We start from the raw sequence: 14028 nt of genomic DNA on the forward strand, positions 1-14028 counted from the left end.
GGCTGATGTCAGCCCGCCGGCGTTTGAGGACCGGGTCCGGGCAGGGCCCGGCGGCTCCGCGCAGCGGTCACCGCTGGGCCCCGGCCACGGCGCGCAGGGCCGACAGCGCGTGCGCCAGCGCCGGGCCGGCCTCGGCGCCCCGGCGGACGGCCGCGATCACGTGCCGGGTGGGCCGGTCGTGGGTGAGGACCCGGACCGCCACCCCGGAGGCCCGGCTCGAGACCATGCGGGGGACGAGCGCCACCCCCATCCCCGCCTCCACCATGGCCAGGATCGCGGTCCAGCCGGACGCCGAGTGCGCCTGCTCCGGCACGAACCCCGCAGCCTCGCACGCGCCCACGGCGATCTCCGACCAGGGCCCGCTGCCGCCGTAGATCCACGGATCGCCGGAGAGGTCCGCGAGCCGCAGGTCCGGCGCGGCCGCCAGGGCGTGGCCGGGCGGCAGGGCCACGTCCAGCGGGTCCTCCATGAGCGTCACCCGGGTGAACCGGCGGTCGCGCGCGGTCGGCGCGTGCGCCGCCAGCGACAGGGCGAGGTCCACGCCGCCGGCCGACAGCAGCTCGTACGACTCCGCCGCCTCGGTCTCACGGACCCGGACCTCCACCCCCGGGTGGGACCGCCGCAGCGCCGCCACCGCCGGGACCACGAGCGCCGGCACGGCGGTGGAGAAGGCGCCGATCCGCACCTCCCCCGCGTCCCCGGCCAGATAGCCGGCCAGCTCCGCGTCGGCCCGCTCCAGCTCCGCGAACACGGCCTCCGCGTGCCGCAGTACGAGGTGCGCCGCGTCGGTGAGCCGGACCCGGCGGCCCTGTGCCTCCAGCAGCGTCACCCCCAGCTGCCGGGCGAGGTTCGTCAGCTGCTGCGAAACGGCCGAGGGCGTCATGTGCAGCGCCTCGGCCGCGCTGGTCACGGTCCCCTGTTCGGCGAGGGTCCGCAGGATCCGCAGCTTCTTGATGTCCCACTCGGTCATGGGACCGAACCTACCGGCGGGCACCCAGGGCCACGCCGCCGAGGATCAGCGCCATGCAGAGCAGCTGCGCCGGCCCGGTCGCCTCGCCGAGGAGCAGGAAGCCGAGGACCGCCACGCAGACCGGCTGGAGGTAGTAGACGACTCCGGCACGGGCCGCCCCGATGGTCGAGACGGCCTTGTTCCAGGCGAAGAAGGCGACCGCCGAGGAGAACACGCCGACGTACAGCAGGGGTCCGGCCGTGCCGGCGGTGACCTCGAAGCCGCCCTGGACGGAGAGGGAGACGGCGTAGGCGGGGGCCAGCATGAGCGCGCCGAGGACGAAGGTGGTGATCAGGAAGGCCAGGCCGCCGAGTTCGGCGGGCTTGCGCTTGAGCAGGGCGCTGTAGGTGGCGAAGGAGAGGGCCGCGCCGAACATCCACAGGTCGCCGGCGCCGAAGTCGAAGCCGAGCGAGCCGTCGCCGACGAGCAGCAGCACTCCGAAGGCGGCCAGCAGCAGGCCGAAGGTCCGCCGGGCGCCGAGCCGTTCGCCGCCGAGCCGGGCGTAGAGCGCCATGACGACGGGCGAAGCGGCCATGATCATGCCCATGTTGGAGGCGGAGGTGGTCAGTCCGGCCTGGTGCACGAGGGTGTTGTAGAGGGCGACGCCGAACAGCGTGGCGAGGGCGACGAAGCCGAGGTGCTTGCGGATCAGGGCCCGCTGCTGCCAGGCCTGGCGGGCGGCGAAGGGGGCGACCGCCAGGGTGGCGATGATCCAGCGCCAGAAGACGGCCTGGACGGGCGGAACGCTGTCGGCCATGTCCCGGGTGGCGACGAAGCTTCCGGACCAGACGACCGTCGCGAGCAGGGCGAGGAGTACGCCGAGTCCGGCGGCCCCCTTCTTGCCCGGGGCGGCGGGCTTGCCGTGCGAAACGGTGCGGACGCGGTCCATGACGGCCACTGTGTGTCTCCCCCTCGGGGTCGGGTCTCCAGGTCGAGGGGACTACCGTCGCACCCGCCCATCGCTCAGGTCCATCGAAATGTTTTGATCGGTCTGTTCAGCCGAACTGAACGGTTGAGGGGTCCGGGCCACCGCGAGCTGGCCGGCGACGGTGGCTGCGAAGGCGATCGCCATGCCGACGAGCTGGACGGAGGTCAGCGCCTGCCCGAGCGAGGCCCAGCCGATGACGGCGGCGGTGAGCGGCGACAGCGGTCCGAGCAGGGTGACGGAGGTGGCGGAGAGCCGGCCGATCCCGCGGAACCAGAGCCAGTACGCGATACCGGTGTTGATCAGCATCATGTAGCCGTAGCCGAGGAGGGCCCTGCCGTCGAGCGCGGGCGGCGCCCCCTCGACGAGCGCGGCGACGGGGATGATGACCAGCCCGCCCGCGGTGAGCTGCCATCCGGTCACGGCCAGCGGGCCGACGCCCTCGGGGCGGCCCCAGCGCTTGGTCATCACGGTGCCCGCGGCCATGGAGGCGGAGGAGACCACCCCGGCGGCGATGCCGACGAGGTCGAGCTGCGCCTGGGCGGTGAGGACGACCATGCTCACGCCGAACGCGCCGGCGACGGCGGCGAGCACGGTGCGCAGGTGCGCCCGCTCTCCGAGGACCAGGGCGGCGAGTCCCACGACGAACAGCGGTCCGGCGGAGCCCAGTACGGCCGCGACACCGCCCGGCAGCCGGTAGGCGGAGAGGAACAGCAGGGGGAAGAAGGCGCCGATGTTGAGGGTGCCGAGGACGGCGGACTTCCACCACCACGCGCCCGTGGGCAGCGTACGGGCGAGGGCGGTCAGCAGCAGGCCCGCGGGCAGGGCCCGCATCACCCCGGTGAACAGCGGCCGGTCCGGGGGCAGCAGTTCCGTGGCGACGGCGTAGGTCGAGCCCCAGGAGACGGGGGCGAGGGCGGTCAGGGCGACGGTGGCGAAGCGCTTCATGGCAGGTGGCTCCACAGGAGGGGGAGGGGCTCAGGCGGCGGTCGGCGCGAGCGGGCGCGGCGGCGCGGCCGGCGGCTCGGCGTGTACGGCCGCCGCGGGCAGGTGCCGCTCCAGCCGGAGCAGGGCGAGGGCGGCGCCCACCGCGGCGGCGGTCAGCACGGCCCAGGGCAGCCGCCCGTCGACGGAGAGCAGGGCGGTGAACAGAGCCGGGGCCAGGGCCGTGGCAAGCGAGTAGGAGAGCTGGTAGGTGGCCAGGTAGCGGCCGCGGACGGCTTCGGGTGCGGCCGAGACCGACAGGGCGCCCCCGGACGGGCTGTGCACCAGTTCGCCGAGGGTGTAGACGACGACGATGGCCAGCAGGGCGACGAGGGTGGCGGTCTGTCCGGGGCGCAGGGTCCCGAGCACGATCTGCCCGGCGAAGGCGGCGGCGAAGAGCAGTGCGCCGAGGGCCGCGGAGCGGGTGCGGCGGGCGCCGGAGCGGCGGACCCGGCTCGCGATCAGGACGCCGGCGCCGGCGCAGAGGGCGGTGTTGAGGGTGAAGGCGGCTCCGGTGAGGGAGTCGGGGGCCGCCAGCCAGGTGGAGAGGTAGAGGGGGAAGAGCACGGAGAGGGCGGCGTAGCCGAGGGCGGTGAGGAAGTTGGCGGCGGTGAGGCCGAGGAAGGGCCGGTCCCGCAGGACGGTCCGGTAGCCGGCGGGGGCACGGCGGGCCTGCTCCGCGACGAGCGGTCCGGGGGCGCCCGGGATCGGGCGCACCCGGCTGACGAGCAGTCCGGCGAGGGCGAAGGCCAGCGCGTTGCCCCAGGCGGTGTAGGTGAATCCGCCCGTCCCCCACAGCCCGAGCACCCCGGAGACGAGCAGGGCGCCCGCGCCCATCCCGGCGTTCTGCAGGGCCCGGGTGGAGGCCTGGAGCCGGTCGCGGGCGGAGCCCTGGGCGACCTCCCCGATCAGGGACTGCTGGACGACGCCGAAGGACCGGTCCGCGAGGGCGGTGACGAGGGCGACCGCGGCGAAGGCGGGCAGGGAGCCGGCGAAGGGGTAGAGGGCGAAGCCGGCCGCCCGTATCCCGTAGAGCACCAGGTTGACCTTCTTGGCGCCGAACCGGTCGACGGCCGTGCCCGCCAGCGGCATGAAGACCAGTCCGGCCACCCCGGTGACGGTCAGGACCAGGCCGACCAGGGGGAAGGAGAGACCCGTGACGTGGTGGAAGAAGACGAGCGAGAACGGTACGTACATGCCGATCCCGACCGCGCTGATCCCGATGCCGAGGAGCAGGGACCGCTCCCCCTCCACCCGTACGTCCTTCATGACGCCCTCCCCCGAGAAGTTGCTTGCTTGGAAGTAGCTTAGCTCTAAGCTACTTTCCGTCAAGCATCTTTCTTGCGAACGACCGACCGGAGTCCGATACTCCAGCCATGACGGACGAAAAGAAGGTCGAAGCGGCGGAAAAGGTCGAGAAGGACGCCGTCGACGCCATCATCGACCAGTGGTACGCGGTGCGCCCCGAGCTGGACACGGTCCCGATGGCCGTCTTCGGACGCATCTACCGGATCACCAGGGCCATGGGCGACGCGATGGAGCAGGCCTACTCCCGCTTCGGCATCTCGCGCGGGGAGTTCGACGTCGTGGCCACCCTGCGCCGCTCGGGCCCCCCGTACACCCTCTCGCCGCGGCAGCTGTCGGCCACGCTCATGCTCACCACCGGCGGCATGACGGGCCGGCTGGACAAGCTGGAGAAGGCCGGACTGCTGTGCCGCAAGCCCGACCCGCACGACCGGCGCGGCCTCCAGGTCACGATCACCGAGCGGGGGCTCGCGCTCATCGACGAGGCCGTCACCGCCGGCCTGGAGGTGCAGCGCGCCGCGCTGCGGGGGCTGGACGACGAGGAGACCGCGCTCCTGACCGGCCTCCTGCGCAAGCTGCTGGCCGGGATCTGAGGACACGCCAAAGCGCCGGGGGTCGCCACACGGGCGGGGTCGGGGACGTCATCGACGTCACCGGCACCCTCGGCCGTGCGGACCCCCGGCGCCCGGGAAGTCCTGCGGTGCCGGTCCGCGGAGGACCGGCCCGGATCAGCTCTCCTGCTGCTTGCGCGACTTGTCGCCGACCATCACGAGACCCGCGATGACCAGGAACAGGAGGATCGGCGCGGCCACGAACAGGCCGAGCGTCTGGGCGATGCTCAGGCCGGCACCCGGGTCGTCGCCGTCGTCGCGGGTCAGCGCCAGGGCGGGAGACGTCATCAGCAGCATCATCAGCGTCGTTCCGGCCGTGACGGCGCCGGCGCGCAGAGCGTTCTTCTTGTCCACGGTGCAAACGTAGCGAACGTCTGAACGGCCCGCGCGCCCGGGGGTGCCGTACGGGGTCACCCGCCCTCGGCCAGCCCGGCCCGCACCGCGCTCAGCAGGGAGTTCGCCCGCGGCGAGGCGGTCAGCTCCTCCAGGGTCATCGGCCGCCCCGCGGCATCGGCGACCGGGAGCCGCCAGTTGGGGTACTGGTCCCAGGTGCCCGGCAGGTTCTGCGGCCGCCGGTCCCCCACCGCGTCCGGCAGCCAGACGCCGACCAGACGGGCGGGGGTGCGCAGCAGGAAGGCGTACAGGGCCCGTACGGCGGCCTCCTCGCCCTTGGCGTCCAGGCCGAGGCGGTCCAGCAGGGCCAGCCACTCGGCGGTGTCGGCGGCGTCCTGCTCCCGTTCCCGCTCCACCGGGCGGGTCAGCAGGCCGAGCCGGTCGCGCAGTTCCACGTGCGCGCCGGCCAGCTTGGCGGCGGTGGGCGGCAGATCGTGGGTGGTGGCGGTGGCCATGCAGTCGGCCCGCCAGTCGTGCGGGGCAAGCGGGCTGCCGTCACCCGCCCAGTCCCGCTCGAACCACAGCACCGAGGTCCCGAGCACCCCGCGCCGGGCGAGGGCCGCACGGACCCCCGGCTCCACCGTGCCCAGGTCCTCGCCGATGACCAGGGAACCGGCCCGGTGGGCCTCCAGCACCAGGATCGCCAGCATGGCCTCGCCGTCGTAGCCGACGTACGTGCCCTCGGCGGGCGGGCTGCCCTCCGGGATCCACCAGAGCCGGAACAGGCCCATCACGTGGTCGATCCGCAGGGCCCCGGCGTACCGGAACACCCCGCGCAGCAGGGCCCGGAAGGGGGCGTAGCCGTCGGCGGCCAGCCGGTCCGGGCGCCACGGGGGCAGGCCCCAGTCCTGGCCGCGGGCGTTGAAGGCGTCCGGCGGGGCGCCGACGGAGATGCCGCGGGCGTGGAAGGGGCCGGTACGGGCGTCCGAGCCGTCGGGGTGCACCCCTACGGCCAGGTCGTGCACGATGCCCACCGCCATCCCGGCGCCGCGGGCGGCCCGCTGGGCGGCGGCGAGCTGGGTGTCGGTCAGCCAGACCAGCCAGCGGTGGAAGTCGAGCCGCTCGCCCGGATCCTCGCCGGCCGCGGCCGCGCACCAGGCGGCGTGCCGGTCGAGCGGCGGGCCCTGTTCGGCGCGGAACCGCCCGTAGGCGGCCTCCCTTTCGGGCGTGCGCGGGACGGCGTACAGCAGTTCCAGGGCCCGGCGCTTGAGGTCCCAGACGGCGTCCCGGTCGATCAGCGCGCCCTTCTCCAGGACCTCCCGGCGCAACTGTGCGCCCTGCTCGGCCAGTTCGGCGAGGGCCTCGCGCTCGGGGCAGCCGGCGTACTCGGGAACGTCCTCGATCCGCACGTGCACCGGATCCGGGAAACGGCGCGAGGAAGGCCGGTAGGGCGACGGGTCGGTCGGCGTGCCGGGCACGGCCGCGTGCAGCGGGTTGACCTGGATGAAGCCGGCGCCGTGGGTCCGGCCCGCCCAACGGGCGAGTTCCGCGAGGTCACCGAGGTCGCCCATGCCCCAGGAGCGCTCGGAGAGCAGGGAGTAGAGCTGGACGAGCAGCCCGTGGGCCCGCTCGGGCGCGGCGGGCGCCCGGTCCGGGGCCACCACCAGGGTGGCCCCGGCGGTCCGCCCGTCGGGCGCCTCCGCGGCCACCCGGTGCACCCCGAGGGGCAGTGCCGTACTCCAGGGCAGGGGCGCCCCGCCGTCCTCCGGCTCCACCCGGAGCCGGGTGCCGGGCGGCAGCGCGGCGAGGGCGGGCGGGGCGGGATCCCCCCGCCAGTGCACCACGGTCGGCGGCAGCAGCCGTACGGTCCGCTCCCGCTCGGCCTCGTCGGCCGCGGCCCGGAGGTCACCGGGGCCGTCGGTGACCACCCCGAGCAGGCCGAGGACGGCCTTCACGGTGGCCTCCGGGACCTGCACGGTGACGTCCGCGGCGGGCTGGTAGGCGGTGGCGATGCCGTGCAGGGCCGCGAGCCGGGCCAGGTCGTCCATCGACGGGACTCCTTCGTGCAGGGGGCATGAGGGATGAGGGGGAATCAGAAGCGTGGTGCAGAAAGGGGGGACACCGCCCGGGAACACCGCAGAACATCGCAGCTCTACCCACTCGGGGGCATCGCATTCCTGGCGTATCCCGGTCAGATCGCCCGTCCACGTTGACACTCCGGCCGCACGGGTGGTGGGCTCGGGATCGTTCGTGCGAGCGGGGGACGTCTCGGGACGAGGAGGCTCTGTGCAGCTCAGGGGCAGGAAGCGGGCGACGGCCGCCGCCGTCGCGGTGATCGGATCGCTGCTCGGCGGGGCCGTCGCGGCCGCGCCGCGCGGGGGCTCCGCGGCGTCCTCCGTGCCCGCCGTACCGGGCACCCCGGCCGTGGATCCGGCGGCCGGAGCCGCCGGGCCCGTGCTCGACCCCCGGGCCGACGCCGTGCGCGGCCCCGCCGAGGGCCCGGCTGTCTGGCCCCGGCCGCAGTCGATGGCCGCCGACCCGGCGCGCGCGGTGTCCCTGGGCGCGGAGGCCGTGCTGGTGGCACCGTCCGACGCCGATCCGCACGCGGTCCGGGTGGTCCGGGACGCCGTGCGCGCGGCAGGCGTACGGACCCTGCACGAGCGGGCCCCCGGGCAGCGGCTGCCCGAACGGGGCACCGTCGTACGGCTCCAGGGGCCGGACGCGCAGGAGGCGCTGAGGGCGCTGGGCGCGGCCGAAGCCGGTGACCTGCCGGACGGGGGCTACCGGCTGGCCGTGGGGCGGCCCGCCGGCCGGGACACCGTCGCCCTGGCCGGCGTGGGAGAGGAGGGGCTGTTCCACGCGGCGCAGACGCTGCGCGCGGTCCTCGCCGGGGGCGGGGGCAAGGTGCCCGGCGTGCTGGTGCGGGACTGGCCGGCCGCGCCCGTACGGGGCATCGCGGAGGCGTTCTACGGGCAGCCCTGGACCCAGGAACAGCGGCTGGCCCAGCTGGACTTCATGGCCCGCACCAAGCAGAACCGGCTGCTGCTGGCACCCGGCGACGACCCGTACCGCACGACGGCCTGGCGCCAGGAGTACCCGCGCGAGCAGCGGGAGGAGTTCCGGGCGCTGGCCGAACGGGCCCGCGCCAACCGGGTCGTGCTGGGCTGGGCGGTGACGCCCGGCCAGTCGATGTGCCTGTCCTCGGCGGCCGACCGGGCCGCGCTCGCGCGCAAGCTGGACGCGATGGCGGAGCTGGGCTTCCGCGCCTTCCAGGTGCAGTTCCAGGACGTCAGTTACAGCGAGTGGGGCTGCGAGGAGGACCGGGAGCGGTTCGGCAAGGGCCCGAAGGCGGCCGCGCGGGCGCACGCCGAGGTCGCGGGCGAGCTCGCGGCCCACCTGGCCGCGCGGTATCCGGATGCGGCGCCGCTGTCGCTGCTGCCGACGGAGTTCTACCAGGAGGGCGCCACCGCCTACCGGACGGCCCTGGCGGCCGCGCTGGACCCGCGGGTGGAGGTGGCCTGGACGGGCGTGGGGGTGGTGCCGCGCACGATCTCCGGCAAGGAGCTGGCCGGGGCGCGCGCGGCGATGGGCCACCCGCTGGTCCTCATGGACAACTACCCGGTCAACGACTGGGATCCGGGCCGGATCTTCCTCGGGCCGTACACGGGACGCGAACCTGCGGTCGCGGGCGGCTCGGCGGCCCTGCTGGCCAACGCCATGCCGCAGGGCACCCTGTCGCGCATCCCGCTGTTCACGGCGGCGGACTTCGCCTGGAACCCGCGCGGCTACCGGCCCGGAGAATCCTGGGCGGCGGCGGTGCGGGAGCTGGCGGGCCCGGACGCACGCGCCCGCGAGGCGGTCGCGGCGCTGGCCGGGAACAGCGCCGCGTCGGGTTTGAAGCAGGAGGAGTCCGCGTACCTGGCGCCGCTGGTCGAGCAGTTCTGGAAGGCCCGCGCGGCGGGCGACCCGGCGGCCGGGACCGAGCTGCGCAAGGCGTTCACCGTGCTGCGCGAGGCGCCCGGCCGGCTTCCGGCCCTGGCGGGCGAGGCGGGGCCGTGGCTGGAGCGGCTGTCGCGCTACGGGGCGGCGGGCGAGCTGGCGGTCGACGTGCTGCGGGCGCAGGCCCGCGGGGACGGGGCGGCCGCCTGGCAGGCCGCGCAGGCGCTGACGCGCGCCCGGCGGGCGCTGGCCGAGGAGGGCACGGCCCGGGTGGACCAGGCGGTCATGCAGCCCTTCCTGGCGAAGGCGGTGGAGGAGGCGGACGCCTGGACCGGCGCCGCCCGTCCGACGGGCGAGGTGACGAAGGACGCGCAGGCCTGGACGGTACGGCTGGACGCGGAGCGCCCGGTGGCCGCCGTGACGGTGATGACGGAACCGCTGCCGCCGGGGGTCCGGGGCGCGGCGGTGGAGGCCCATGTTCCGGGCGAGGGCTGGCGGAAGGTCGGCGAGGCCGCGCCGTCGGGCTGGACCCAGGTGGACACGGCGGGGCTGCGCGCCGACGCGGTGCGGCTGTCCTGGGCGGGGGCCGGGGCGGCGCCCGCCGTGCACGGGGTGGTCCCGTGGCCGGCGGACGGCCCCCGGGCCCGTTTCGAACTGGCGGACGGGGGCCTGGCCGACGCCGAGATCGGCGGCGCGCCGCGGCGGGTCTCGGCGGAGCTGACCGCCGTGGGCTCCGGCGAGGTCCGCGGTCCGCTGTCGGCGCAGCCGCCGCAGGGCATCGAGGTCCGCCTGCCGGCGGCGGCGGTGGTCCCGCGCGGCGGCCGGGCGTCGATCCCGTTCGAGGTCGTGGTCGGTGCGGCCGTCGCGCCGGGCACCTACCAGGTGCCGCTGGTCTTCGAGGGGGAGTCCCGGACGCTGACGGTGCGGGCGGTGCCGCGCACCGGAGGGCCGGACCTGCTGCGGGCGGCGCGGCCGAGCTCCTCCGCCGACGAGACCCCGGGCTTCCCCGCCGCGGCCGCGGTGGACGGCTCCCCTTCGACCCGCTGGTCCTCACCGGCGGTGGACGGCGCGTGGTGGCAGGCGGAACTCCCGTCGCCGGCCCGCGTGGGCCGGCTGGAGCTGCACTGGCAGGACGCGTACCCGTCGGCGTACCGGGTGGAAACCTCGGCGGACGGGGCGACCTGGCACCGGGCCGCCACCGTGCCGGCCTCCCGGGGCGGCGCGGAAACCGTCCGGCTGGACGCCGGCCCGGACACCCGCTTCGTCCGCGTCACGTGCGAACGCCGGGCGACCCGCTACGGCTGCTCCCTCTGGTCGGCGGAGGCCTACGCGGTCACGCCGTAGCCCCGCCCCCAGCCTCGCTGCTGGGGCTCCGCCCCAGACCCCGCGCCTCAAGCTCCCCCAGCTACCGCTGGGAGGGGCCCCAGGCGGGGCTGGATGGTGCGGCCGCACAGGGCAGGCGGCATCAGCCGAAATCCAGCCTCGCCGGCGTTTGAGGCGCGGGGTCTGGGGCGGAGCCCCAGCAACGGCGCCGCACCGGCCGGCCCCGGCGCCCGGGCCGCGGGGACGGGCGCGGCCCGGCGGAGGCTGAGGCCGAGCCGGCCCTGGCCCGGCCCGGCCCGGCCCGGCCCGGCCGGAGGCTACGACGCCGCGACCCCGATGCGCTCCAGCGCATCCTCGGCCCCGTACGGCTGGAGGTACGGCATCCACCGCGGATCCCGGTGCCCCGTCCCGATAATGCGCCAGGCCAGCCCGGAGGGCGGAGCCGGCTGGTGGCGCAGGCGCCAGCCGAGGTCGACCAGGTGCCGGTCGGCCTTGACGTGGTTGCACCGGCGGCACGCGGCGACGACGTTGTCCCACACGTGCTGGCCGCCCCGGCTGCGCGGGATGACGTGGTCGACGCTGGTGGCGACGGCACCGCAGTACATGCAGCGGCCGCCGTCCCGCGCGAACAGGGCGCGCCGGGTGAGCGGAACGGGCCCCCGGTAGGGGACCCGTACGAAGCGCTTGAGCCGGACCACGCTGGGAGCGGGGACGACTCTGGTCGCGCTGTGCAGATAGGCGCCGGATTCCTCCAGGGAGACCGCTTTGTTCTCCAGGACGAGGACGAGCGCGCGGCGGAGCGGTACGACGCCGAGGGGCTCGTACGACGCGTTGAGGACCAGGACGTGCGGCACGGACTGCCTCCTTGTACGCCGGCGGCGCGTGGCTCGCGCCGGGACGATCTGCTCTCCAGTCTCTCCTTATGGCTGGTCGAAGCGCCACCACGCGCCCGTAACGGGTCCGAGGTGTTTTCAACCACACCCACGTCATCCCCAGGTGAGCCTGGTCTCTCCCTCGAACACTGCGTCGGGGTGAAGGTAATGCCCCGTTAGTGTGGTTGGTCTGTCCGCATATCCCCTCCGCGGGCAGACCGCTACATCTGGAGGTTTTCCGCCGTGCCCTGGCCTGCCGCCCTGCTGCCCCTGGCATCCAACACACCGGACGCGTCCACGACCCTCAAGGAGACGCACGAGAGCGTCACCGAGGCCGCGAGCTTCATCGAGCAGAACTGGGCCACCTGGCTGAGCATCGGTCTGCGCATTCTGCTGATCGTCGTCATCGCCGCGGCCCTGCGCTCGGTGGTCCGCAAGGCGCTGACCAAGCTGATAAACCGGATGAACACCAGTGCGGAGGCGGTCGAAGGAACCGCGCTGGGCGGGCTGCTGGTCAACGCCGAGCGGCGCCGCCAGCGTTCGGAGGCGATCGGCTCGGTGCTCCGCTCGGTGGCCTCGTTCCTGATCCTCGGCACGGCCGCGCTGATGGTGCTGGCGGCGCTGAAGATCGACCTGGCGCCGCTGCTGGCGAGTGCCGGTGTGGCCGGTGTGGCGATCGGTTTCGGCGCCCGGAACCTGGTGACGGACTTCCTGTCCGGCGTGTTCATGATCATGGAGGACCAGTACGGCGTCGGGGACAAGATCGACGCCGGGGTGGCCTCGGGCGAGGTCATAGAGGTGGGCCTGCGGGTGACCAAGCTGCGCGGGGACAACGGCGAGATCTGGTACGTGCGCAACGGCGAGATCAAGCGGATCGGCAACCTCAGCCAGGGCTGGGCCACCGCGACCGTGGACGTCCAGGTCAAGCCGTCGGAGAGCCTGCCCCGGATCCGCGAGGTGGTCCAGGAGGTCGCCGACACCCTGGCGAAGGAGTCCCCGTGGAACGAACACCTGTGGGGCCCGGTGGAGGTGCTGGGTCTCGATGAGGTGCTGCTGGCCTCGATGACGGTGAAGGTGTCGGCGAAGACGATGCCCGGCAAGCAGTTCGCGGTGGAGCGCGAGCTGCGCTGGCGGATCAAGGAGGCCTTCGACGCCGCCGGCATCCGCATCATCGGCGGCCTGCCGGCGGACGGGGAAGAGGAGGCGGCGCCGGACCCGGCCGCCGCGGTCGCCGCGCCGTCCGCGCTGTCCAACCCGGCCTCCCCGCAGTCCCTGGCCGCCGCGCCCATCCCGCCGCCGGCCGTCGGCGGAGGCCCCCGCATCACCAAGTAGCCCCCGTCCCGCCCGTGCCGCTGCCCCGCAGGTCTTCGTCCCATGACGCAGCCTGCGGGGCAGCGGCATTGACACAGCCCGAACGGTGATAGGAAACTTCCCTAACAGTTCACTCCGGTGAGGGAGAGAGAGTCAGCATCATGCCCGCCGCCACGCCCGGAACACCCAGCCTGCTGCGCGCCATGAACGACCGGGCCGCGCTCGAGCTGCTCCTGACCCACGGACCGCTGTCCCGGACCCGGATCGGGCATCTGACGGGGCTGTCCAAGCCCACCGCCTCCCAGCTCCTGGCCCGTCTGGAGGCCGCCGGGCTCGTCCTGGCCACCGGCACCGACGGCGGCCGGCCCGGCCCCAACGCCCAGCTGTACGAGGTCAACCCGCGGGCCGCGTACGTCGGCGGCCTCGACGTCACCCCGGGCCGGGTGCTGGCGGCCGTCGCCGACCTCGCCGGCACCGTGACCGGCACCCACGAGGTCCCGTACTCCGCGGACAAGGACGCCATCGAGCAGGTCACCGAAGCCCTCGGCGGAGCCGTCAAGGCCGCCGGACTGCACCGCTCCGACCTGCACCGGGTGGTCATCGCCACGCCGGGCGCCTTCGACCCGCAGACCGGCCGGCTGCGCTACGCCAGCCACCTCCCGGGATGGCACTCCCCCACGCTCCTCGAGGAACTCGCGGCGGCCCTGCCCATGCCGGTCGAGTACGAGAACGACGTCAACCTCGCCGCCGTCGCCGAACAGCGCCTCGGCGCGGCCCGCGGCCACGACGACTTCGTCCTGCTGTGGAACGAGGAGGGCCTCGGCGCCGCCCTGGTCCTCGGCGGCCGGCTGCACCGCGGCTGGACCGGCGGCGCGGGCGAGGTGGGCTTCCTGCCCGTGCCGGGACACCCCCTGGTCCGGCAGGTCACCCGCGCCAACACCGGCGGCTACCAGGAGCTGGCCGGCGCCCAGGTGGTCCCCGGGCTCGCCGCGGAGCTGGGCGTCGAGGCGCCCCCGCCGGCCCACGAGCACGCGCACAGTGCGGAGGTGGCCGCCGCCGTCGCCCTGATCGGGCAGGCCGCGGCCGCGCCCGAGGGGGCGAACCTGCGCTTCCTCCAGTCGTACGCCACCCTGCTGGCCACCGGTCTCGCCTCGCTGGTCGCCGTACTCGACCCGGAGATCGTGGTGCTCTCCGGAGCCGTGATCGCCGCGGGCGGCGACCCGCTGCGCGGCCTGCTGGAGGCCGAGCTCGCCGAACTGGCCCCCTCCCGGCCCCGGCTGGTCTCCGGCGGGGTACCGGAGCGTCCGGTGCTGCGCGGCGCGCTGGAGAGCGCGCTGGCCGCCACCCGTGACGAGGTCTTCGACACCTCCCGCTGAACCGCCCCACCCCGAAGCCGTTCCACCGATCGCCCCTGCT

The 14028-nt window shown here is 75.0% G+C and carries 11 protein-coding genes; 4 read left to right on the forward strand and 7 right to left on the reverse strand.

Translation table 11 applies throughout. The annotated features are described in order from the left end of the window. Positions 1-67 precede the first annotated feature (67 nt). The 4 genes from ACZ6I1_RS23125 to ACZ6I1_RS23140 are packed head-to-tail and all read right to left on the reverse strand — an operon-like array spanning position 68 to position 4187. Entirely contained in the window at positions 68-970 is a 903-nt protein-coding gene (locus ACZ6I1_RS23125) for a LysR family transcriptional regulator (protein WP_469290012.1), read from the reverse strand. A 10-nt stretch (positions 971-980) separates the two neighbouring features. After that, positions 981-1898: a DMT family transporter gene (locus tag ACZ6I1_RS23130; protein ID WP_469290014.1), complete on the reverse strand. Its 918-nt coding sequence runs from the start codon at positions 1896-1898 to the stop codon at positions 981-983. A 51-nt stretch (positions 1899-1949) separates the two neighbouring features. Then, positions 1950-2882, reverse strand: a complete 933-nt coding sequence (locus ACZ6I1_RS23135; protein WP_469290016.1) for an EamA family transporter — start codon at positions 2880-2882, stop codon at positions 1950-1952. A 30-nt stretch (positions 2883-2912) separates the two neighbouring features. Next, positions 2913-4187, reverse strand: a complete 1275-nt coding sequence (locus ACZ6I1_RS23140; protein ID WP_469290018.1) for an MFS transporter — start codon at positions 4185-4187, stop codon at positions 2913-2915. Between the two features lie 107 nt (positions 4188-4294). On the opposite strand from ACZ6I1_RS23140, the gene ACZ6I1_RS23145 reads away from it, so the two are divergent. After that, positions 4295-4816: a MarR family winged helix-turn-helix transcriptional regulator gene (locus ACZ6I1_RS23145; protein ID WP_469290020.1), complete on the forward strand. Its 522-nt coding sequence runs from the start codon at positions 4295-4297 to the stop codon at positions 4814-4816. Positions 4817-4951: 135 nt separating this feature from the next. Here the strand turns inward: ACZ6I1_RS23145 and ACZ6I1_RS23150 are convergent, their stop codons facing one another. Further along, a complete protein-coding gene (locus ACZ6I1_RS23150) occupies positions 4952-5188 on the reverse strand; it encodes a hypothetical protein (RefSeq protein ID WP_469290022.1) in 237 nt (78 codons plus the stop codon). 56 nt (positions 5189-5244) lie between these two features. Then, positions 5245-7215, reverse strand: a complete 1971-nt coding sequence (locus ACZ6I1_RS23155; protein WP_469290024.1) for a 4-alpha-glucanotransferase — start codon at positions 7213-7215, stop codon at positions 5245-5247. A gap of 238 nt (positions 7216-7453) precedes the next feature. On the opposite strand from ACZ6I1_RS23155, the gene ACZ6I1_RS23160 reads away from it, so the two are divergent. Next, complete coding sequence (locus tag ACZ6I1_RS23160) at positions 7454-10450, forward strand: beta-N-acetylglucosaminidase domain-containing protein (RefSeq protein ID WP_469290026.1); 2997 nt, start codon at positions 7454-7456, stop codon at positions 10448-10450. Between the two features lie 296 nt (positions 10451-10746). Here the strand turns inward: ACZ6I1_RS23160 and ACZ6I1_RS23165 are convergent, their stop codons facing one another. Then, positions 10747-11283, reverse strand: a complete 537-nt coding sequence (locus tag ACZ6I1_RS23165; RefSeq protein WP_069920306.1) for an HNH endonuclease — start codon at positions 11281-11283, stop codon at positions 10747-10749. Between the two features lie 261 nt (positions 11284-11544). Between ACZ6I1_RS23165 and ACZ6I1_RS23170 the strand changes: the two genes are divergently transcribed. Both ACZ6I1_RS23170 and ACZ6I1_RS23175 read left to right on the forward strand, forming a co-directional pair. Next, positions 11545-12633 (forward strand): mechanosensitive ion channel family protein, encoded by a 1089-nt coding sequence (locus tag ACZ6I1_RS23170; RefSeq protein WP_469290027.1) that lies wholly within the window; start codon positions 11545-11547, stop codon positions 12631-12633. Between the two features lie 140 nt (positions 12634-12773). After that, on the forward strand, positions 12774-13988 hold the full coding sequence (locus ACZ6I1_RS23175; protein ID WP_469290029.1) for an ROK family transcriptional regulator: 1215 nt from the start codon (positions 12774-12776) through the stop codon (positions 13986-13988). The last annotated feature ends 40 nt before the right edge of the window (positions 13989-14028 follow it).

This window comes from Streptomyces sp. NPDC046303 (genome assembly GCF_055588085.1).

Excerpts from the sequence above, each read along its gene's own strand:
- ACZ6I1_RS23125 (WP_469290012.1), bottom strand. The coding sequence starts at position 970 with ATGACCGAGTGGGACATCAAGAAGCTGCGGATCCTGCGGACCCTCGCC.
- ACZ6I1_RS23130 (WP_469290014.1), bottom strand. The coding sequence starts at position 1,898 with ATGGACCGCGTCCGCACCGTTTCGCACGGCAAGCCCGCCGCCCCGGGC.
- ACZ6I1_RS23135 (WP_469290016.1), bottom strand. The coding sequence starts at position 2,882 with ATGAAGCGCTTCGCCACCGTCGCCCTGACCGCCCTCGCCCCCGTCTCC.
- ACZ6I1_RS23140 (WP_469290018.1), bottom strand. The coding sequence starts at position 4,187 with ATGAAGGACGTACGGGTGGAGGGGGAGCGGTCCCTGCTCCTCGGCATC.
- ACZ6I1_RS23145 (WP_469290020.1), top strand. The coding sequence starts at position 4,295 with ATGACGGACGAAAAGAAGGTCGAAGCGGCGGAAAAGGTCGAGAAGGAC.
- ACZ6I1_RS23155 (WP_469290024.1), bottom strand. The coding sequence starts at position 7,215 with ATGGACGACCTGGCCCGGCTCGCGGCCCTGCACGGCATCGCCACCGCC.
- ACZ6I1_RS23175 (WP_469290029.1), top strand. The coding sequence starts at position 12,774 with ATGCCCGCCGCCACGCCCGGAACACCCAGCCTGCTGCGCGCCATGAAC.